Below are 20147 nucleotides of genomic sequence, written 5' to 3'. Positions count from 1 at the left end.
TAAAAGTATGAAAAATATATTTTATATATATTATACATATAATACATTTTTCGCTATAATAAATCAAGAAAGGACTGATGAAAATGTGGATGAAATATTTAAAACCATATCGCAAACAAGCTATATGTGGTTTTTTGTTTAAAATGATAGAAGCTTTTTTTGAATTGGTTGTTCCCATTGTTGTGGCAGATATTATTGATGTGGGAATTCAAAATCAGAGTCAATCCTATATCCTGAAAAGAGGTGCTTTGTTATTGGGTTTAGCATTTATGGGTTATGCCTGTGCCCTTGTTTGTCAATATTTTGCCTCTAAGACATCTCAAGGATTTGGCACATATTTACGTAATGATATGTTCAAAGCTATTAATCAATATGATTATGAATCTATTGATGAAATTGGTATTCCTTCATTGATGACACGTATAACAAATGATACCAATCAATTACAGTTGGCAGTAGCGATGACAATTCGTTTGGCATCACGTTCACCTTTTTTGATTTTAGGTTCATTAGTCATGGCATTTCGTATCAATGCTCAGATTGCTTTGATTTTTGTTTGTGCAGCACCATTATTGGCTTTAGCCATCTATTGGGTGATGTCACGTTCATTACCTCTGTATTTGAAAATTCAAAAGCAGCTGGATCATGTTTCCCTCATATGTAGAGAGAATTTATCAGGAATTCGTGTTATTCGTGCTTTTTCAAAACAACAACAGGAAAAACAGCGTTTTTATGAGGCAACACAAAGTCAAAAAGATATGCAGATGAATGTTGGAAAATTATCGGCATTATTGAATCCAAGTACCAGTGTAATTGTTAACTGTGCAATTCTTGTGATTTTGTATGCTGGTGGCATTCAAGTTTATAGTGGCAGTCTGACACAGGGAGAAGTCATTGCTTTAATTAATTATATGAATCAGATTCTTTTGTCTATGTTTGCCTTTGCGAATGTGATTGTCATTTATAATAAGGCAACAGCAAGTTATAAACGTGTTCAGGAAGTTTTAAGCATTCAACCGACAATCCGCAGTGGTCAAAAACAAATCGTTGATAATCATGAACCATTAGTGACATTTGATCATGTCAGTTTTTCCTATCAGGGAAGTCATGCCCTTTCAGATTTATCTTTTACGATTGAAAAAGGTGAAACTATAGGAATTATAGGGGGAACAGGTTCTGGAAAATCAACTCTTATCCATTTGATTCCACGTTTTTATGAAGCAACAGAAGGTCAAATTTATATCAAAGGTCTTCCTATCGAAGAATACTCATTATCTTCTTTAAGACAAATGATTGGCTTTGTGCCTCAACAGGCTTTATTGTTTAGTGGGACAATCAGAGAAAATCTTTGTTTTGGAAAAGAAAATGCCAGTGATGAAGATATTCATCAGGCTTTACAGTTGGCTCAGGCGTCTTTTGTGGAAGAGTGGAAAGATGGTGTTGAAAGTCAGATTACTCAGGGTGGACATAATCTTTCTGGTGGGCAAAGACAGCGTTTAACGATTGCAAGAGCGCTGGTGAGAAAACCAGAACTGTTGATTTTGGATGATAGTGCCAGTGCTTTGGATTTTGCAACGGATGCAGCTTTACGAAAAGCCATCGCAACACTTCCCCAAACAACAATTATTGTCTCTCAAAGAGTCAGTGCATTAATGCACGCAGATAAAATTCTTGTCTTGAGTCATGGAGAACTGGCAGGAATTGGAACACATGAACAGTTAATGCAGGATTGTACAATCTATCAGCAGATTGTCAGATCTCAGTTATCACAGGAGGTGGCATAAATGGATAAAAAAACAATCAAGCGTTTATTATCATTTTGCGCTCCTTATATGAAATATTTATATTTGGCTTTGATATGTTCATCAGGACAGATTATTTTTACATTACTAACACCTGTATTGATTGGACAGGCAGTTGATCATATTATTGGAAAAGGTCTTGTTCAGTTTGATTTACTGTTTCAAAAAATGCTTTGGATATTAGCCAGTGTTGTGATTGCTGAATTTTTTGACTGGTTAGTGGTCAGACTTTCTAATCGTATGACTTATTCCATTACAAAAGATTTACGTGATCAGTTGTTTGAAAAATATTCAACTTTACCATTAAGTTATATTGATGCTCATCCTCATGGTGATTTATTAAGTCGTATGATTAATGATATTGATTTAATTGGTGATGGACTTTTACAGGGATTTACTCATTTATTTAATGGTTTAGCGACGATCATAGGAACAATTTGTTTTATGTTATATATTCAGGCAACAGTGGCTTTGATTGTCATTGTTTTAACGCCTCTTTCACTTGTTGTGGCAACGATTATTGCCAATAAGACATATAAATTCTTTCAAGAGCAGCTGGCTTTAAGAGGGGAACTGGGAGCCTATGTTGAAGAGATGATAGGTGGTTTAAAAGTCATTAAAGCCTATGGATATGAAGATAAGAATCAGCAGCGCTTTGAAGAAATCAATCAGCGTGTCTACGTCAGTGGAGTGAAATCTCAATTTTTAGGAGCATTAGCAAATCCAAGTACACGTGTTGTCAATAATATTGTTTATGCCAGTGTCTGTATTGCCGGTTCATTGTATGTCATGGGTGGTTATATGAGTGTAGGAGCTTTATCCAGCTTCTTAAGTTATGCTAATCAATATACAAAGCCATTCAACGAAATATCCAATGTCTTTACAGAATTACAGACAGCATTTGCCTGTGCTGCAAGAGTTTTTAAACTGTTGGATACACCTTCAGAAAAGAAAGAAGAGCATACACAGACATTACCACAGGTCAAAGGACATGTAGAAATCAAAAATCTTTATTTTTCTTATCAGCCTGATCAGCCATTGATAGAGGATTTAAATATAGAAGCCTTGCCAGGTCAAACGATTGCCATTGTCGGACCTACAGGTTGTGGCAAAACAACCTTAATTAATTTGTTGATGCGTTTCTATCATCCTGTAAATGGACAAATTCTCATTGATGGTGTTGATATTCAGAAAATGAGTCGAGAATATGTTCGCAGTTTATATGGTATGGTTTTACAGGATTCATGGTTATTCCAGGGAACAATCAAGGATAATATTGCTTATGGAAAAGAAGCAACAGATGAGGAAATCATAGAAGCAGCTAAAAAAGCACATGCTCATAAATTTATTATGCAGTTAAAAGATGGATATGAAACAATGATCAGTGAGGATGGTGGGAATCTTTCTCAGGGACAAAGACAGCTTTTATGTATTGCACGTATTATGCTGGTACAACCTCCAATGTTGATTTTAGATGAAGCGACAAGCTCTATTGATACACGTACTGAAAGACAGATTCAAGATGCTTTTGATATGATGATGGAAGGACGTACAACTTTTATTGTCGCTCATCGTTTATCGACTATTCAAAAAGCTGATCAGATTCTGGTTATGAATCATGGTCATATTATTGAACAGGGAAAACATCTTGATTTATTAGAGAAACATGGTTTTTATCATCATTTATATTATAGTCAGTTTGAAAGTCAAAAATAAAACACGAACTTTTGTTCGTGTTTTATTATCGAGAAATCATTTTTCTTAATTTTGTTTTATCTACAAAACGTGTTGGGAAACTATAGTCATTTTGTGCATAAACAAAAGTAACTTTATTATTGTAAGTAAAATTGACTTTCTTTAATTTACGATAATCAATTAACATTCTACCAACCATGATGTTTTTTCTTCCCACCAAAACAATTGTAGAAGCAAAATAAGCATAGATAACTGTAAATAAGGCAGCAATATTAAGACCATTACGGAAGAAGCTGATATTGTTTTGAATAATACCAAATATAATGGCAATGACACCACCCACCACAGCAACTAAATAAAGAATTGTGAGAATAATATAAAAGATTTTTCCAGCAGTATTAAAGCAGAACTGTAAAGAATGATCTTGTTTTCGACAACGGAAAAATGTCACAACAATATTCGCAATAGTATATGTAAACCAAGCTAAAATAAGAACCAAAAGAAATGAAATAACCATTAAAATAATATCCTGCATAAAACCAAACTCCCTTTCATACTCCTCTATTATACATAGAATTTTGCATTTCGCCTAGAAAAAAATGAAAATATGTGAAATCTTTATAGATTTCTATTATAATAGATAGCAAGGAAGTGAAAAAATGAATGATTTAATCAGTTATGAAACACGTCAAATTGAAATCAATGATGTTGATGATATGGGAGAGTATTTTTTTCATCATCTTTTAAATCGCTTTGCTCAAATTGCGACAGTGAATGCAACACAACTTGGTGTCTGGAATGAAGAAATGATGGGAAAATATGGATGGGTTGTAGCAAAACAATATTTACATTTGGATGAACCTATTCGTCATCGCGATACGATTGAAATATCAACAACGATTTCCCCAGGAACACATGTTTCTTTTCCGCGTTATTATTTTATTAAAAAAGATCAGCGTTTGATTGGAACCTGTTCATCAATATGGACATTATTAGATATCCAAAAAAGAAGAATGGTTCCACCGAAAAGAGCAGGTATTCAGTTTCCAGAAGTCAACCATGATATTCAATTACCTCCACCACCAGCTATTCAAAAAGATCTTGAAATGCATTATGTAGGAGAAAGAGAAGTTTTATATAGTGATGTGGATATTAATCAGCATATGAATAATACACGTTATATTCAATGGGCTTTAGATGTGATAGATTTTGATCAGCATCATCATTGTTTTATCAGTGATTTAAATATTCTTTATCGTAAAGAAATCAGACCCCTTGAAAAAGTATATATTTTTATGGCTCAAGATCATCAGCGTTATTTAATTGAAGGAAGAAATCAGGAAGATGAGGTTTATTTCACAATAGAAATTTATTTTCATGATAGATAATTTTCATAATATGAAAACATTTTTATTTTATTTATGATATTATAGATATGTCCCAAATATCTATAATCGTATTCGTTTTCCCGTAAGAATACAGATCGAAGATGAAGTTGCTTTTTTAAAGCAACTTTTTCTTTTGAAAAACTTGTCAAATTTTATTTTTTGATTATAATAAAAAAGTCGAAGAAGTTTATCCTCGTTTCAATAGAAATAAGTCTTATGGCGTAGTCTATTTTATAGGGTACGCTTTTTTGATGAATTGAAAAGGAGGAAGAAAAAAATGATAAAAAGTAAAGGACAAGGTTTTGTTTTTGGATTGATCATGTCTTATGCCATGGCCATTGGGATGGAGATTTATAATATGGCCATTAATTTTGGAGGCTTTGATGCCATGAACTATCATGTACTTGTTGAAGCTTTTAAAGAAGCTTTGTATATGGGTTTATTTGTTTTGCTGTTCTCTTATTTATGGGGGAATAAAATAGGTGAACGTTTTATGGAAAAACATACCACAAAGCAGGATTCACCCTATATCTGTCAATTATTACGTCAGGCTGGAACTGTTTCTATTATGTGTCCGACTATGAGTATGGTTGCAACAATTTTGTTTCAGATTGTTATGGGTGGACAATCTGTGATGGCATTGATTCCTTTGTTTATTGGCACATTGTTAAAAAACTTTCCGATGGCTTTTTTCTGGAATATGTTTGCAGCAGCACCATTGACACATTGGCTGTTTGAAAAAATCTTTGTGAGAAACTAAGACATCGCTTTATGAATCCATTTACCACGTTGTTGACGGTAAAGTAATAAAAGTCCTCTGACGCAAAGTTCTATACACATAGCCAGCCAGACACCATGTAATCCCATTTTTTGAACAAAGAGAACAGATAAAGATAAACGAACACCCCAAATGCTAAAAAGATTCAGTAGGCTAGGAATGAAAGTGTCACCTGCTCCTCTTAGTGCTCCAGAAGCGACAATAGAGACTCCATAAAGAGGTTCAGCAAATAATTCAATTCTTAAGACTTCTGTGGCTAATTGTTGTGTAGCAACATCAGGAGTCAGCATCGCAAAAACATAAGGGGATATAAAAAACATCAGAATGGCAATGATACCCATGATGACAGCCCCAAATGCAATTGTGAGATTAGAAAATGATTTGGCAAGATCTTCTCTTTGTGCACCAATGCTTTGACCAACCAATGTTGTGGCGGCTGCTTCAAGACCATAACCAGGCATATAACATAAACTTTCAGCTGTAATTGCAAAGGAATGAGCAGCAATCGCAATGGTACCTAATGGCGCAATGATTTTTGTTGACATAATCATAGCACCACAGATGGCGATATGTTCAAATGCCAAAGGTGTACCAATATGAAAAGCATTTTTAAGTGTCTCTTTGTCCATAGTTAAAGTCTCTTGTTTATGGAATTTGAGCAATGGAGAATGCATTGTTGTATACCAGAGGTTAATAAGACAGACTGTCAGTTGTGCACAAAGTGTACCAATGGCAGCACCAACAACCCCAAAATATTGAATAAAGATTAAATTGTAAATAACATCCAAGCCACACATTGAAGCATTCAGGATGCTTGGTGTTTTCATATTTCCACAGCATTGTAACATGGAATTACAGAGACTATTGATTTGGACAATCGGCAGGCTTAAAGTAAAGACCAAAAAGTATGATGAAGCATTATTGAAAAGAGAAGGATCAGTACCCAGCCATCGAAGCAGGCTATGATTACCCATTACGCTGATCAACAATAATAAGCAAGAAAAAAGAAAGGAAACAACAAGTGCCAGCTTGAAAGTGCGACGTGCTTTCTGATGTTTACCAGCACCAATCAATTGTGCGACTTGAACTGCAAAGCTTGTTGCCATAGCATTACATAGGCCACTTAATAACCAACTGCTTGTAGAGACAATACCAATGGAAGCAGATGCATCTGGACCTAAATGCCCTACCATAGCTGCATCAATATATTGCATCAGAATAGAAGATATCTGTGATAAAATTGTTGGAATACTTAATTGAATAATGATTTTGAGCTTCTCTTTTAAAGAAAGGTGTCCTTGATTTTTAATTGTATCTGTAAAATTGTTAGCCAATATAGATCCCTCCTGTTTGTAATCAATAACAGTTCTATTATACAACTTTTTTAAAATATGTTAAAATCCTTATAATGGAGGTTAGAAAGATGGATATAGAACTTCAAATCACAAGGATTTATGAAAATGATCAGATGATTGGTTATGGTGGCAATCAGGACTGGTTTTTAGAAACATGGGCTCAAAAAGCCGGCTGTGCCAGTGTTTTAGCTAGTAATCTTTATGCTTATTATTCTCATATCACAAAGATTGAAAAACATGCTTTTTTAGCTATCATGAATCAGATGTTTGAATGTTTTACTCCCGGAAAGATGGGGTATCCTTTTTTATATAAATTTGCCAGAACATTTTGTCAGGTCATGAAAGACAAACAGGTCTATTTTCAACCTGTTTATATGAAATAGCCACAAAGTTATCAGCAGGCTAAAGATTTTGTGATGAAGAGTCTTTTAGACAAGCATCCAATAGGATTATTGATTTTACATCATCAATCTCCCCAGCTGGAAGATGATAATTGGCATTGGGTTTGTATAATGGGTTGGAAGCAATATGAAAATCAGGAAACTGTTATTTTTTCTGATTGTGGACAGCGTAGAGAAATAGATGCAAGGATTCTGTTTGATATCCAACCGCAAAATATCATGAAAATGATGAGAATGAAAAATAGTCCTCAACCATGAGGATCTATTTTTTTGATCAGTTTTTGCATATCTAATGGTGGCGGAGAAGTTATGATGAGTTTTTCTTGAGTGATAGGGTGGATCATTTCTATTTTGTAAGCATGTAATGCCTGATGTGATATCCATGGAGATGGTTGACTATAAAGAGCATCACCGACAATTGGATGACCAATATGGGCCATATGTACACGAATCTGATGTTTTCTGCCACTTTCTAAAATACATTCAATGAGTGACATGTTATTTTGTGTTGCGAGGCAGCGATAATGAGTACAGGCATCTTTGCCATGCGCATGGACAATCATACGTTGTTGATGATGGCGATCACGACCAATAGGCTGATGAATCATATGCCATTGCTGATCTTTCAAACTCCCTTCAACAACAGCTAGATAATGTCGCTTGATTTTTTTAACAGAAAGCTGATAATCCAGTAAAGGTTGAACAAATGCACATTTCACAAAAATAATCAAACCACTTGTTTCCTCATCTAAACGATGAATAAAACGTACAGGTAAATCATATCCCTGAAGATGATAATAGCCACTGACTCTATGGGCTAAAGAGTGCGTATCATTTTGATGGGCAGGGAAAACCTGAAGGAAAGGTGGTTTATTGATAATTAATAAAAATTCATCTTCATAAACAATGTCTATGTCTTCATAAACGGGTGTATACATACCATCATCCTGATTAAAAGCTTTGATAGTGATCTGATCCCCTTTAATAAGAATTGTTGAAGGAGATACAAAATGATGGTGAACCTGATAATCTTTATTTTGTTTGAGTAAATGAATTGTTTTTTTAGATAGATGAAATTGTTTGAATAAGTCTTCAATAGAAATAGGTGAATCAATGGTCAGTGTTAAATAGGGCTTATAAACCTGATATTTCATGAGACCTGATAAACTGTTATGCGAATATCAATTGTGACATCTTTTTCACCTAAAGTTTCTAAAACATGACGACGTTCTTTTTTGATATGATAATAATGAGGTGTCATTTTGAGAAGATTAAGAGTATCTTCTCTATTTTGTAGATGAATCTTTTCTTTATAATCATAGCTTTCAACAATATCAAAAGGTAAACGAAGATGCTGATCAGATTTGATTTTGATCTCATCATAAATCAATTCTTTAAATTCTACTAAATGATAAGGATTAGCAGTAACATGAATCATATATCCATTTTCTTTTAAACAACGTTTAATTTCCTGATCATTAACAACTGTAAATAAAGCTGTGATAATATCAAGAGAATGATCTAAAATAGGAATATTTTTAGAATTTCCAACAATCCAATAAATATCTTTTGTATATTTAGTAGCCATCTGAATACCAGCTTTAGAAATATCGAGGCCATAGATTGTTGAATCATCATTTAATGCCTCTTTCATCTGATAAGTATAGTAACCTTCTCCACATCCTAAATCTAATAATTGACGAGGTGAGGAGCTATATTTTTGAATGCAATGAACAACTTCATTTAATATTCCATCATAATAACCATTGTTTAAATGCTGTTGACGGCAAAGAAGACTTTCTTTGTTGTCTCCAGGATTATTTGAAGCCTTATCAGGATTCAATAAGAGATTAACATATTTTTGTTTTGCGATATCATAACAATGATTATTTGAACAACGATAACTTTTATTTTCTAGAATAAGTGGTTGATGACATTTTGGGCAGGCTAATTTATGCATAGTTTTCCTCCTTTTGGTTGCATTATATCATGTTTGTGTCATTAGACAAAGTAGGGGGACAAAAAAATTTGTCAAATGAAAAATAGACATGCTATAATTTGAAAAGGATGTGATAAAAATGAGTATTATGGAAAAATTAGAACGTCAGGATCTTTTTACCAAGACAGAGAAAGACATTATTCGCTATATCAAAGAACATCCCAGTTCATTATTGAATATGTCGATTGGAGAATTGGCGCAGGCCACATATTCTTCCAATGCAAGCATTATAAGAATATGCAAGAAAATAGGCTATCATGGGTTCAAAGACTTTAAAATGGATTATATCCGTCAGATGGAATCTTTAAAATATGTGAATCAGGATATTGATTTTTCTTTTCCATTTCATAGTGATGAACCTACATGGCAAATTATAAACAGTTTGTCTCAGGTTTATAAAGAAAGTATTGATTTAATCAATAGTGAATTGAATATAGATGAGCTGGAAGCAATTGTTGATCTTTTGGATTCCAGTCAAAGAGTTTTTATTTATGCAACAGGAGATTCAAAGATTACGGCTATGGGATTTACCAATAAACTTGTCAAGATTGGAAAATTCTTTTACATTGCGACAGAAAATAGAGAGGAGCTCTTTTTTTCTCAATCAGCAACATCAAATGATGTGGCCTTATTTATAACTTATTCCAAACAGAATTCTTATAAAGAATGTGTTCAAGCTTTATTACGTCATCATTGTCCGATTATTACAATGACTTCTAATCATAATGATGTTTTGTTTAAATACAGCCGTTATCGTATTCTGATTCCTCAAAAAGAAAAAACTGAAAAAATAGCGACTTTTTATTCACAGCTATCCTTTCAGTATGTCTTAAGTATTATTTATTCTTTGTTATATAAAAAATATCAGCAATCACACATGCACGATGGAATCGTGAGAAGATAATATTTTTAAAATATCATTTTCATTTTCAATATCAAAGATATGTATTGTCAGATTATCAAGCTGTTGCGTATTACTTGATTGAATCTGCTGAATTGTCTCATTAGACAATTGTCCTAGTTTTTGTGTCAGTTGTTTCATGAGCGTTGTGATAATACCTTCACTTTTTCCTTCCTGTTTAGCAACTCTGCTAATTTTTAATACATATTCACTCATATCGGTTTCTCCTTTCTCCTTTTCTATCATTTGATAAATCTCTTCATTATGTGTTAATGCGCCTAAAATACATGCCACCTCATGACTAACCTTTAAACTTTTCTGTGTTCCTCTTTTGCCATAAAGCATCTTCAACCCCTTGATTAGATCCTGATTGTCCTTGTTTTGAAATTGATTTTCATCTAGATTGACAATTTCTATCAAGGGATAGAAATGAACATTGAAATAGGACTTTAAACAATCAGGCATATCTTCCATCATCTGCTGATAGCTTTTTGGTGCTTTCCATTTTCTTTCACCATAGTAGAAGACCAAAGTCATAATGCCCTTGATTTTTTGATCCTGACAGTTCTGATAATCATAGAACTGCTTGAGATAACTGAGATAGTCATATTCCATGACTCTTTGAAACATGGACTTGTCAACATAGGACTGATGTTCCAAACCAATAAGACAGGCGACACCATGGACTTTAATCAAAACAAAGTTATCCCTATAGCGTAAGATAGTCTTTTGATGAGACAAATCGACTGTCGCAAGACTAACATCAAGATTGTGGATATCATTATCCTTGATAAGAGGAAGACCATCAAAGAGGATGACATTGAGTAAGTCGGCAAGATGAGTATAGTGATGAAAATAACGTTTAATGCGCACATCAAACAGATTGTTAAAATCGATCATAAAAATATCCTCCTCACTTTATATATACGCAAAAAGAAGAGAAATTTCTTTTTTATGATACAATTTTCATATATATTATAACACAATATTTGCTTAAAGCATATTTCATATAGAAAAAATCCTTTAAGTTTTCATATAACTTAAAGGAGAATTTTTTTTATTTAAGATTTTGAACACCTGTTTCTAAGATTTCCATTTGTAAGAGTGTTTGTTCATGAGTAATAATTTGTGGTTGCTTATTGACAATACAGTCATAAATTCCATCATAAACTCTTGCATAATCACCTTGTACAGTAGGAACTTTTTCTTCATGATATTGTCCATTTTCATCAATATATGTGAGTACACCATAGTGAGCTGGCGTATCTTTTCCAAAGTCTTCATGACCTGGCATATAAAATAGTTTTAAATGTTCTTCCTGACGATCTTTTGTCGCTTTTACAAACATTCCTTTTTTACCATAGACAATGAAACTAGGTCTTTCTTTGATTCTAAAATAGCTTGATTTCACAGAAACTTTCAATGTTCCATAATACAAATCCAAATCAAAATAATCGTTCATTCTTCCATCACCTAACAGTTGTCTAACATCATAATGAATTTCATCAGGTTTACCAAAATAAGAAATGACCTGATCTAAAGTATGACAACCATGTCCATAAAGATATGAATGAGCAGGATCAAACTCACGGACATTTTCAGGAACTTCAGGGCGATAATAATCAAAATGCATCTCTAATTCTAATAAATCACCTAATTTTCCACTTTCAATGACTTTTTGAACTGTTAAAAAATCACTGTCATATCTTCTGTTTTGATAAGCAGAACAATATAATCCTTTTTGATTAGCCAAGTCAAAGATTTCTTTGGCTTGTTTTGAATTTTCCATAAATGGTTTTTCAACCAAACAATGTTTTCCAGCTTCAAGAACCATTTTTGCATAATTGTAATGATAATGATGTGTTGTACAAATGACAATCATATCAATATCAGGATCTTGTAGTAATTCATTGACGTCTTCACAATATTCAACACCATCAATGGCTTTCCATATATCATGACGAACATGAATATCAAAGATTTTTTTAATTTTGAAATGATTTTGTCTTGTTAAAACAAATGGGATATGATAACGGTTAGCACTCTTTCCATTACCAATATAACCTAACACTAATTTATTGTCGATCATTGTCAAAAACAACTCCTTCCTGTTTTCTACCATTTTCCATAACTGTCGCAACATCTAAACTTAATTTTAACATCTTTTCAGCTTTGTTGTAGTCTTTTTCATCAATGATTCTTTGAAATTCCATAAACTCATAATATAAACGATGATGATCTTGAGGAAATTCATATTGTGTTTGATGACCATCATTATCAATAAGGGTATATTCAAAAATCTGATTCATTGGTTTATTGAAAACAATCACACCTTTATCTCCTTGAATCGTAGAAGTGATAGGAGCTTTACAATCTTTTGCACCAATAGATATACCTTTGAAATTTGGATATTCTAAAACCATGATTCCACTTGTATCAATGTCTTTTTCAATATTTGCAAAATAATGCTGCTGTTGTGGTTTTCCAAACAAACCTATAATGGCATGGAGATTATAAACATTTAAATCCATTAAGGCACCACCAGCTTTATGATAATCAAAAGCAGGAAGAATATTTCCTTCTTTAAAGGCATTGTAACGTGATGAATATTGGCTGTAATTAAAATTGAGAATTTTGATTTGTCCAATTTTTTGAAGATTTGTTTTTAATGAAAGATAGGCTGGTAAATAATGAATATTCATTGCTTCTAAAAGAATAACATGATGTTCATTACCTAATTTGATTAAATCTGTTAATTCTTCAGCATTGGCGCAGATTGGTTTTTCAATAATGACATGTTTGTTTTTTAAGATTGCTTTTTTCGCAAAACTATAATGCAGATGATTAGGTAAAGCAACATAAACTGTATCAATATCACTGTCTAAAAGAACATCATAATCATAGAAAGTTTGATCTAAATGATATTTCTGACATAATTCTTCTGTTTCATCTTTTGTAGCCTCTGTTCCTAAAAGATAAGTTTTTTCAATGTTGAATTGCTGATATGTTGTTAATAAATCTTTCACAATCATACCAGTTCCTAATATTCCTAATTTCATAAAGTGTCCTCCTTTTCTTCTTTGTGTTTTTTTAGCTCATATAATGCCTCTACAAGAATCTGATGATCTTCATCATGAGCGAGCCCTGAAACAATAGCACAGCCAATGATTTCATTTTGTACAATGATTGGAAAACCACCACCACAAATGGCATAAGTTGAATCTTTTGTATAGCCATCATATTGATGTGTCTGTTCATTGCAAGACCAGATATAATAGGATGAATGTTGAAATGTTTCAACAGTTTTTTGTTTACGATTAAGCCATTCATCACCATGTTTTCCTTCCATTAAATATTGAAAGACAATATCATGGTTTAAAACAATGCGCATACGAATGTTTTTTAATTTTTGTTTTTGTATTTTTTGAACTAATATTTGACCTAATAGATAGGCATCTTCATGATTAAATGAGGAAAATGTTAAATCATTTTCTAATTGTAATAAATTGTCCATGTTTTTCACCTCAATTTGGTTATACCATAAATCACTTTAAAGATAAATTGTTGATGTGATTTTGAAAAGAAAGTTCAAGGAAAAAAAGAATAAGTGAGAATGTTTGAACTTTTTTATCAGAAGGATGAAAATAAAAAAGTCTTTATTTTTTTATGAAATAAAGTAGAATATTGTTAAGGATGTTAAAAGGAGGATAGAACATGGGATTATTTTCAAAGAAGAAAAAAGAAACTGTTGATTATAATGCAATGTTTAAAGAACAATATAAGTCTATTAATCAACTGACACAACAGGCTCAAAATGAATTGGATTATGTGATTAAAGAATCTTTATATGCAGTGATTGTAGAAAAATATGATGAATTGATTGGTTTTATTGATCAGGGTGCTGATTATGATAAAGCACATTTTCAATCATTAAAGGCAAATGCGCAAAAAGAATTGGAATCAATTCGTCAGATTAATCAGACAAATTAAATGAATATTGAGATTATCGAAAAAGTCATAGATGTCTTTAATCAATATGGGGATTCATTAAGATTTCAGATTGATCATTTTGAAGAAGTTTTAAATGATGCAGCCCCATCCATGATGGATGAATGTTATTTGGTTGTTTTGGGAATGAAATTAGGTGTCTTTGATGCCATGATTTTTGATGAAGATCTTGAAATATCAAGATATGTGAGATATTTATGTGAATATGCTTCTTTAAGTGAAGAAGAAGCTTTATTTATGGCGAGTGTTTTTTCAGTTTTGATTGAACAGATTGGCTATTATTTTGAGATTCCTGATATTGAGGAGTTTTTAGAAAAAGCGTATCAGGACAATCGTTATTCTCATCTCTTTGTTTTAGCAAGGTCTTATTTTTTAGGTTTTGGAGTTAAACAGGATTATGAAAAAGCTTTTGAGATTTTTTCTTATTTATATCAGCAGGGATATAAAGAAACCTGTTATTATTTAGGCTCTATGTATGAACATGGCAATGGTGTAGAAAGAGATGTTTTACAGGCTATTCACTATTATCAGGAAAATCCAGATAGTTTGTCTTCCTTAAGATTAGGTCTGTTTTATATGTATGGGCACTATCTTCCTCAGGATGATCAAAAGGCCATGCAATATTTAATGCAAAGTCAGGAAAAAGAAGCTTATCTTTATCAGGGACTTTTATTAGAAAAAAAGCGAGACTATTCTGAAGCTTTTCAAACGTATTTAAAAGGTGCGAAGGTTTTTCAAAGAGAATGTCTTTATAAGGTTGGTATGATGTTGAAGATGGGCATTGGCGTAGATATGAATCTTGAAGATTCTATGCATTATTTTCAATATGGATATTATCTACTGCATGAAGAATGTGCCTATGAATTGTCTATGATTTATTTTGATGGGATTTTGAGTGCTAAGGATGAAAAGAAAGCTTTAACATATCTGCATCAGGCTGCACGATTAAGAAGTGAAAAATCCTGTATGCTTTTGGCACAGTTTTATGAATTGGGACGTTATGTCAAGAAGAACCATCGTCTGGCACTTTCCTATTATCAGCAGGCACAATCGATAAGGGAGGTTTTGAGTAAACAAAATGAAATTGTATAAAAAAGGAGATCAGCAATCCTATACCCTTGGTGTTTTTCCTACCATTGAATTATTAAAAACACGACCACAGAATGTCAAACGTGTTGTTGTGCATTCTTCCATTGAACAAAATCGAGGATATCCACTGATTCAGGAATTATGTCAACAGCATCATATTCCTATTGATATCCATGATAAAACGATTCAAAAATTAAGTCCCAAGAATAATTGTTATGCGATAGGGGTCTTTCAGATTTATGATTCACCTCTTGATGTTGGGAACCATGTTGTTTTGGTCAATCCAATGGATATGGGAAATATGGGAACAATTATGCGTACTATGCTGGGATTTAATTATAAAAATTTAGTCATTATCAAACCCGCTGTGGATATTTTTGATCCCAAAGTGATTCGTGCTTCTATGGGGGCTATTTTTCATTTGAATATTGTTTATTATGATGATTTTCAAAGTTATTACTCAAATTACTTAGACTATGAATTTTATCCTTTTATGTTGAAAGGAGCTCAGAATATTCATCAGGCTTCTTCAAATCATCTACATAGTTTAATTTTTGGTAATGAAAGTAGTGGTTTAGATGATTCATTTCTTCAATATGGTCAAAGTCTTTTTATTCCCCATAGTGAAGATATTGATTCATTAAACTTATCGATGGCTTTGGGGTTGGCTTTATTTCATTTTTCAAAAAAAGAATTTGAGGGAAAAGAGGTATTAAGAGAAAATGTATGATTTTGATAAAGTGATTGAAAGAAAAGGAACAAATAGTATTAAATATGATGGAGACAAAATGCAGAATGCCCATATGATTCCAATGTGGGTAGCAGATATGGATTTTGAAACACTTCCAGAAGTGAAAGAAGCTTTAATCAAACGTGCATCTCATGGGGTGTTTGGTTATGCTCGTCCAACTGACAGTTATTATCAATCAGTTATTCAGTGGATGAAAACACGTCATCATTTTGATGTTCAAAAGGAATGGATTGTGACAACATCCGGTGTTGTTGGAGCATTGAAACTGGCTGTCAGAGCCTTTACTGCTCCAGGGGATCATGTGATGGTCATGAAACCTGTTTATTATCCTTTTGATGCATCTATCAATCTCAATGGCAGAACAGTTGTAGAATGTCCATTGGTATTTCAGGATGATCATTATGAATGTGATTTTGAAGTTTTTGAAAAACAGATTGTTGATCATGATGTCAAAATGTTTATTTTGTGTAATCCACACAATCCGATTGGAAAAGTATGGAGCCGTGAGGAGTTGTATCAGATTGGAAAAATTTGTCAGAAGCATCATGTTTATGTGATTAGTGATGAGATTCATATGGATTTCATCTATGCCGGAAATGAACATATTCCTTTCTATAATGTAGATCCTGATTTTGGTGATTTCAGTGTTATTTGTACGGCACCATCAAAGACTTTCAATTTAGCGGCTTTGCAGACATCTAATATTATTATTCAAAATGAAAAGATGCGTGAACAATTTAGAAAAGAGAAAGATGCTTCTGGTATGAGTGATCCTAATATCTTTGGCTTAGAGGCTTGTGAAGCTGCTTATACATATGGCGCAAAATGGGTTGATGAACTGGTCGAGTATTTATCTGGAAATATCGCATATATGAAAGAATTCTTTGCTGAAAGATTACCAGATATCAAAGTGATTAAACCTCAAGGATTATACCTTGTTTGGGTAGATATGCGTAGCTTGGGTATGAATAAAGATGAATTAGAAGCATTTATGTTGGATAAAGCTCATTTATGGTTGGATGAAGGATATATCTTTGGAACTGGTGGAGAAGGTTTTGAAAGATTTAATGTTGCTTGTCCACGTTCAACATTAAAACAAGCTTTAGAACAATTAGAAAAAGCAATAAAAGAATGATAAAAAAGAGAATATTTATGGAAATTTTCATAAAATCAGTGTATGATATATGTGTAAAAAAAATGTAAAGGAGATTTGAATTATGGGATTAGTTTCAGCTAAAGAAATGCTTGATAAAGCAAAAGCAGGTCACTATGCTGTTGGTCAATTTAATATCAACAACTTAGAATGGACTAAATCAATTTTATTAACTGCGGAAGAATTAAAAGCACCAGTTATTTTAGGAGTTTCTGAAGGAGCTGCTAAATACATGACTGGATATAAAACAGTTTCTGCAATGGTTAAAGCAATGGTTGAATCATTAAACATTACTGTACCAGTTGCATTACACTTAGACCATGGTAGTTATGAAGGAGCAAAAGCTGCATTAGATGCTGGTTTCTCTTCAATTATGTTTGATGGTTCTCATTATGGAATCGAAGAAAATATTGAAAAAACAAAAGAAATCGTTGCTTTATGCCACGCTAAAGGTGTATCAGTTGAAGCAGAAGTTGGTTCAATTGGTGGAGAAGAAGATGGAGTTATTGGTAAAGGTGAAGTTGCTGACCCTAAAGAATGTAAAATGATTGCTGATTTAGGTGTTGATTTCTTAGCAGCAGGTATTGGAAACATTCATGGTAAATATCCTGAAAACTGGGAAGGTTTAGATTTTGATGCATTAGATGCTATTCAAAAAGAAACAGGAACTTTACCATTAGTATTACATGGTGGTACAGGAATTCCTGCAGATATGATCAAAAAAGCTATTACATTAGGAGTTTCTAAAATTAATGTTAATACTGAATGTCAATTATATTTCCAAGAAGCAACTCGTAAATATATTGAAGCAGGTAAAGATTTAGAAGGTAAAGGATTTGACCCTCGTAAATTATTAGCTCCAGGTGCAGAAGCTATTAAAACTTGCGTTAAAGAAAAAATGGAATTATTTGGATGCATTGGTAAAGCTTAATGAAAAAAGTCAACTGAGGTTGACTTTTTTTTGTGGATTTTAACCCTAAATTTGATTTTTGAGTTACTGATCTTTTAATTTATATGATCAAAACAGCAGATCATTTTATTGTATATTCTTTTCTTATTTATATATTAGTGATAATGTCGTTATTTTAATGAAGAAGAAATATAAAAAGAAATGAACTGAAAAGAATATTTTTTTGGTCAAATATGTCAATCGTTTATAGAATTTTCGCCAGTAAAAACTTTATCAAGAATATACAAAAATATTAAAATGAAAATGTAAGTGTAAGATTTTGCTGGAGGATATTGAAGAAAGGGGCAATAGTTTTATGGAAGATTTTGTTATAATTGGAAATGGTTCCTATACTATTAATTCCAACTATCGGCTTATGATAGACATAGTTGAATTTGAAAAATATAAAAAAATTTTTAATGCTTGAGAAAAAGAAAGATATGAGGAACTTTTGAAGTGCTATTCTGGGAATATATGGTAGAAGTTAAAGAAGATTATAATTTTTTCAAAACGTGTCTATCACCCTTCTCTTTATATTAATAAAATTATTGAGAAAGCAAAAGTCTATATGAAAAGATGAAAGAAGTAGCACGAAATGTTCTTGAGATAAACAATTTGGATAAAGTACTGATTCGTTCATTATTATATCAGACTCTAGGAGTCAAGCCATCAGAATCAATGTTGAAGCTTTATGAAATGATTAAAAAGGAAGACTATAATAAGAAGACTGGAGATTTATTTATATCTCTGTCTGGTCACTTTATTAAATCGCCTCCATTTAGATAATGATGAACAAAAGAAAATTATGGGAAAAGTCATAATAAGAATACAGGAAACGCTATTAATGGATTACGGATTGAGGATATTGTCTTAAGATCGAATGTTAATCAATTATTTTCAACATGTAATTATGAAAATTTAATGAGTGTTATGGATAGAGTTCTCAAAAAGATGAGATGCTTTTTCAATTATACAAATTTAAATATTCATTTGATGGTTGAAAAAGTTTTACCAAAACAAATAGGAGTATTCAAATGATAAAAGGGTTAAAAAAGCATTTCTTGATATCTGGATAAATCAGCATGGACATTATAAGAAAGAATAATACACAATGAAATCATCTGTTTATTTTTGAAGATGAAAAGAGAGCTATTTTTGTATAGATGATTTATGAAATAATAATCTGAATCAACAATATGACTAAAGCTATAGGAAATAGTTGAGTTATTTTGATTATAAATTGTTCTTTTTAGGCATAATAAACATACAATACATTACAGGGGTGTTTTTATGTTTATAGTCAATTTTGTATATGATGATGAAGAACTTTTAGAACCATATGAATGGCAAGATGATGACTGTTATGAAGAGATAGAGACATTGGATATTTATCATGTTACAACAAGACAGCTCCATGATTTGATGTATGGAGAATTGTACCAGTTACTTTTTAAAGATGGATACTATCTGGTAGGAGATGGACATTATTGTTTTGTGATTGATGTAAAAGATCATCATATTGTCCGTAGAGGAACTTTATCTTGGCAACAAAGTGATCAGATGAATCAGAAAATCCAATATCAGCCAATCACTTTATTACAATATCAGATACAGGATGAAGCTTATGATAAAGAATTTGGACTCACGCGCAAGGAACGACTCAAAAAGATGTGTTTAGAAGAAGTTATAGATGAAATTTTTGTTGTACGTTATGATGTTTTTTTACAAATTTGTCAACAATTTCATATTCATGGTGATAATCCCAGCAGTCAATATTTGGCTTTAAAACAGAAAATTGAAAAAGGATATACAACCTTACATGAACTTTTGTATCATGAACTTGTCCAAGGGAAATAAATAAAAGCAAACTTCCTTCAA

General features: G+C 32.3%; 21 protein-coding genes. 13 read left to right on the top strand and 8 right to left on the bottom strand.

All coding sequences use genetic code 11. The annotated features are described in order from the left end of the window. The first annotated feature begins 89 nt into the window (after positions 1–89). Positions 90–1784 (top strand): ABC transporter ATP-binding protein, encoded by a 1695-nt coding sequence (locus tag ACZYT4_RS01485; RefSeq protein ID WP_463781869.1) that lies wholly within the window; start codon positions 90–92, stop codon positions 1782–1784. After that, complete coding sequence (locus ACZYT4_RS01480) at positions 1785–3518, top strand: ABC transporter ATP-binding protein (protein ID WP_463781868.1); 1734 nt, start codon at positions 1785–1787, stop codon at positions 3516–3518. 25 nt (positions 3519–3543) lie between these two features. On the opposite strand, the gene ACZYT4_RS01475 is transcribed toward ACZYT4_RS01480, so the two are convergent. Then, complete coding sequence (locus ACZYT4_RS01475) at positions 3544–4032, bottom strand: hypothetical protein (protein WP_463781867.1); 489 nt, start codon at positions 4030–4032, stop codon at positions 3544–3546. A gap of 124 nt (positions 4033–4156) precedes the next feature. Here ACZYT4_RS01475 and ACZYT4_RS01470 point away from each other — a divergent pair, with 124 nt between their 5' ends. Further along, complete coding sequence (locus tag ACZYT4_RS01470) at positions 4157–4885, top strand: acyl-[acyl-carrier-protein] thioesterase (protein WP_463781866.1); 729 nt, start codon at positions 4157–4159, stop codon at positions 4883–4885. A gap of 277 nt (positions 4886–5162) precedes the next feature. Further along, entirely contained in the window at positions 5163–5645 is a 483-nt protein-coding gene (locus tag ACZYT4_RS01465) for a hypothetical protein (RefSeq protein ID WP_463781865.1), read from the top strand. Here the strand turns inward: ACZYT4_RS01465 and ACZYT4_RS01460 are convergent. Then, complete coding sequence (locus ACZYT4_RS01460; protein WP_463781864.1) at positions 5642–6997, bottom strand: MATE family efflux transporter; 1356 nt, start codon at positions 6995–6997, stop codon at positions 5642–5644. The genes ACZYT4_RS01465 and ACZYT4_RS01460 overlap by 4 nt on opposite strands. Positions 6998–7086: 89 nt before the next feature. Between ACZYT4_RS01460 and ACZYT4_RS01455 the strand changes: the two genes are divergently transcribed. Continuing rightward, positions 7087–7401 carry a hypothetical protein gene (locus tag ACZYT4_RS01455; protein WP_463781863.1) on the top strand — a complete coding sequence of 105 codons (315 nt, stop codon included), beginning with the start codon at positions 7087–7089 and terminating at the stop codon, positions 7399–7401. Positions 7402–7431: 30 nt separating this feature from the next. Next, entirely contained in the window at positions 7432–7677 is a 246-nt protein-coding gene (locus ACZYT4_RS01450; RefSeq protein ID WP_463781861.1) for a hypothetical protein, read from the top strand. On the opposite strand, the gene ACZYT4_RS01445 is transcribed toward ACZYT4_RS01450, so the two are convergent. Together ACZYT4_RS01445 and ACZYT4_RS01440 are read right to left on the bottom strand one after the other, a co-directional pair. Continuing rightward, positions 7668–8573 (bottom strand): RluA family pseudouridine synthase, encoded by a 906-nt coding sequence (locus tag ACZYT4_RS01445; protein WP_463781860.1) that lies wholly within the window; start codon positions 8571–8573, stop codon positions 7668–7670. The genes ACZYT4_RS01450 and ACZYT4_RS01445 overlap by 10 nt on opposite strands. After that, positions 8570–9379 (bottom strand): putative RNA methyltransferase, encoded by an 810-nt coding sequence (locus ACZYT4_RS01440; protein WP_463781858.1) that lies wholly within the window; start codon positions 9377–9379, stop codon positions 8570–8572. Before ACZYT4_RS01440 ends, ACZYT4_RS01445 begins: the two co-directional genes overlap by 4 nt. 118 nt (positions 9380–9497) lie before the next feature. Between ACZYT4_RS01440 and ACZYT4_RS01435 the strand changes: the two genes are divergently transcribed. After that, complete coding sequence (locus ACZYT4_RS01435) at positions 9498–10322, top strand: MurR/RpiR family transcriptional regulator (protein ID WP_463781857.1); 825 nt, start codon at positions 9498–9500, stop codon at positions 10320–10322. On the opposite strand, the gene ACZYT4_RS01430 is transcribed toward ACZYT4_RS01435, so the two are convergent. The 4 genes from ACZYT4_RS01430 to ACZYT4_RS01415 all read right to left on the bottom strand — a co-directional run bounded on the left by ACZYT4_RS01430 (position 10290) and on the right by ACZYT4_RS01415 (position 13833). Continuing rightward, a complete protein-coding gene (locus tag ACZYT4_RS01430; RefSeq protein WP_463781855.1) occupies positions 10290–11219 on the bottom strand; it encodes an Rpn family recombination-promoting nuclease/putative transposase in 930 nt (309 codons plus the stop codon). The genes ACZYT4_RS01435 and ACZYT4_RS01430 overlap by 33 nt on opposite strands. A gap of 157 nt (positions 11220–11376) precedes the next feature. After that, entirely contained in the window at positions 11377–12408 is a 1032-nt protein-coding gene (locus tag ACZYT4_RS01425) for a Gfo/Idh/MocA family oxidoreductase (protein WP_463781854.1), read from the bottom strand. After that, a complete protein-coding gene (locus ACZYT4_RS01420; protein WP_463781853.1) occupies positions 12395–13378 on the bottom strand; it encodes a Gfo/Idh/MocA family protein in 984 nt (327 codons plus the stop codon). The genes ACZYT4_RS01425 and ACZYT4_RS01420 overlap by 14 nt, the downstream gene beginning before the upstream one ends. Further along, a complete protein-coding gene (locus tag ACZYT4_RS01415) occupies positions 13375–13833 on the bottom strand; it encodes a heme-binding protein (RefSeq protein ID WP_463781852.1) in 459 nt (152 codons plus the stop codon). The genes ACZYT4_RS01420 and ACZYT4_RS01415 overlap by 4 nt, the downstream gene beginning before the upstream one ends. A gap of 200 nt (positions 13834–14033) precedes the next feature. Here ACZYT4_RS01415 and ACZYT4_RS01410 point away from each other — a divergent pair, with 200 nt between their 5' ends. The 6 genes from ACZYT4_RS01410 (at position 14034) to ACZYT4_RS01385 (ending at position 20126) form a co-directional block, all read left to right on the top strand. After that, the gene (locus ACZYT4_RS01410; protein ID WP_463781851.1) at positions 14034–14309 is read left to right on the top strand and encodes a hypothetical protein; all 276 of its coding nucleotides are present in this window, start codon (positions 14034–14036) and stop codon (positions 14307–14309) included. Then, entirely contained in the window at positions 14310–15419 is a 1110-nt protein-coding gene (locus tag ACZYT4_RS01405) for a tetratricopeptide repeat protein (RefSeq protein WP_463781850.1), read from the top strand. It abuts the gene before it with no gap. Then, positions 15406–16146: a TrmH family RNA methyltransferase gene (locus tag ACZYT4_RS01400; protein WP_463781849.1), complete on the top strand. Its 741-nt coding sequence runs from the start codon at positions 15406–15408 to the stop codon at positions 16144–16146. Before ACZYT4_RS01405 ends, ACZYT4_RS01400 begins: the two co-directional genes overlap by 14 nt. Beyond that, on the top strand, positions 16139–17302 hold the full coding sequence (locus tag ACZYT4_RS01395) for a MalY/PatB family protein (RefSeq protein ID WP_463781848.1): 1164 nt from the start codon (positions 16139–16141) through the stop codon (positions 17300–17302). The genes ACZYT4_RS01400 and ACZYT4_RS01395 overlap by 8 nt, the downstream gene beginning before the upstream one ends. Positions 17303–17384: 82 nt before the next feature. Further along, positions 17385–18251, top strand: coding sequence for a class II fructose-1,6-bisphosphate aldolase (fba, locus tag ACZYT4_RS01390; RefSeq protein ID WP_463781847.1), 867 nt, complete (start codon positions 17385–17387; stop codon positions 18249–18251). Positions 18252–19559: 1308 nt separating this feature from the next. Then, positions 19560–20126: a hypothetical protein gene (locus tag ACZYT4_RS01385; protein WP_463781846.1), complete on the top strand. Its 567-nt coding sequence runs from the start codon at positions 19560–19562 to the stop codon at positions 20124–20126. The last annotated feature ends 21 nt before the right edge of the window (positions 20127–20147 follow it).

The sequence above is a fragment of the Massilimicrobiota sp. mt181 genome, assembly GCF_055420065.1.
This window is presented reverse-complemented; position numbering and strand designations above follow the sequence as displayed.

Bases quoted from the DNA above. Each gene is read 5' to 3' on its own strand.
- ACZYT4_RS01485 (WP_463781869.1), top strand. From the start codon at position 90: ATGAAATATTTAAAACCATATCGCAAACAAGCTATATGTGGTTTTTTG.
- ACZYT4_RS01480 (WP_463781868.1), top strand. From the start codon at position 1,785: ATGGATAAAAAAACAATCAAGCGTTTATTATCATTTTGCGCTCCTTAT.
- ACZYT4_RS01475 (WP_463781867.1), bottom strand. From the start codon at position 4,032: ATGCAGGATATTATTTTAATGGTTATTTCATTTCTTTTGGTTCTTATT.
- ACZYT4_RS01470 (WP_463781866.1), top strand. From the start codon at position 4,157: ATGAATGATTTAATCAGTTATGAAACACGTCAAATTGAAATCAATGAT.
- ACZYT4_RS01465 (WP_463781865.1), top strand. From the start codon at position 5,163: ATGATAAAAAGTAAAGGACAAGGTTTTGTTTTTGGATTGATCATGTCT.
- ACZYT4_RS01455 (WP_463781863.1), top strand. From the start codon at position 7,087: ATGGATATAGAACTTCAAATCACAAGGATTTATGAAAATGATCAGATG.
- ACZYT4_RS01445 (WP_463781860.1), bottom strand. From the start codon at position 8,573: ATGAAATATCAGGTTTATAAGCCCTATTTAACACTGACCATTGATTCA.
- ACZYT4_RS01440 (WP_463781858.1), bottom strand. From the start codon at position 9,379: ATGCATAAATTAGCCTGCCCAAAATGTCATCAACCACTTATTCTAGAA.
- ACZYT4_RS01435 (WP_463781857.1), top strand. From the start codon at position 9,498: ATGAGTATTATGGAAAAATTAGAACGTCAGGATCTTTTTACCAAGACA.
- ACZYT4_RS01430 (WP_463781855.1), bottom strand. From the start codon at position 11,219: ATGATCGATTTTAACAATCTGTTTGATGTGCGCATTAAACGTTATTTT.
- ACZYT4_RS01425 (WP_463781854.1), bottom strand. From the start codon at position 12,408: ATGATCGACAATAAATTAGTGTTAGGTTATATTGGTAATGGAAAGAGT.
- ACZYT4_RS01420 (WP_463781853.1), bottom strand. From the start codon at position 13,378: ATGAAATTAGGAATATTAGGAACTGGTATGATTGTGAAAGATTTATTA.
- ACZYT4_RS01415 (WP_463781852.1), bottom strand. From the start codon at position 13,833: ATGGACAATTTATTACAATTAGAAAATGATTTAACATTTTCCTCATTT.
- ACZYT4_RS01410 (WP_463781851.1), top strand. From the start codon at position 14,034: ATGGGATTATTTTCAAAGAAGAAAAAAGAAACTGTTGATTATAATGCA.
- ACZYT4_RS01405 (WP_463781850.1), top strand. From the start codon at position 14,310: ATGAATATTGAGATTATCGAAAAAGTCATAGATGTCTTTAATCAATAT.
- ACZYT4_RS01400 (WP_463781849.1), top strand. From the start codon at position 15,406: ATGAAATTGTATAAAAAAGGAGATCAGCAATCCTATACCCTTGGTGTT.
- ACZYT4_RS01395 (WP_463781848.1), top strand. From the start codon at position 16,139: ATGTATGATTTTGATAAAGTGATTGAAAGAAAAGGAACAAATAGTATT.
- fba (WP_463781847.1), top strand. From the start codon at position 17,385: ATGGGATTAGTTTCAGCTAAAGAAATGCTTGATAAAGCAAAAGCAGGT.
- ACZYT4_RS01385 (WP_463781846.1), top strand. From the start codon at position 19,560: ATGTTTATAGTCAATTTTGTATATGATGATGAAGAACTTTTAGAACCA.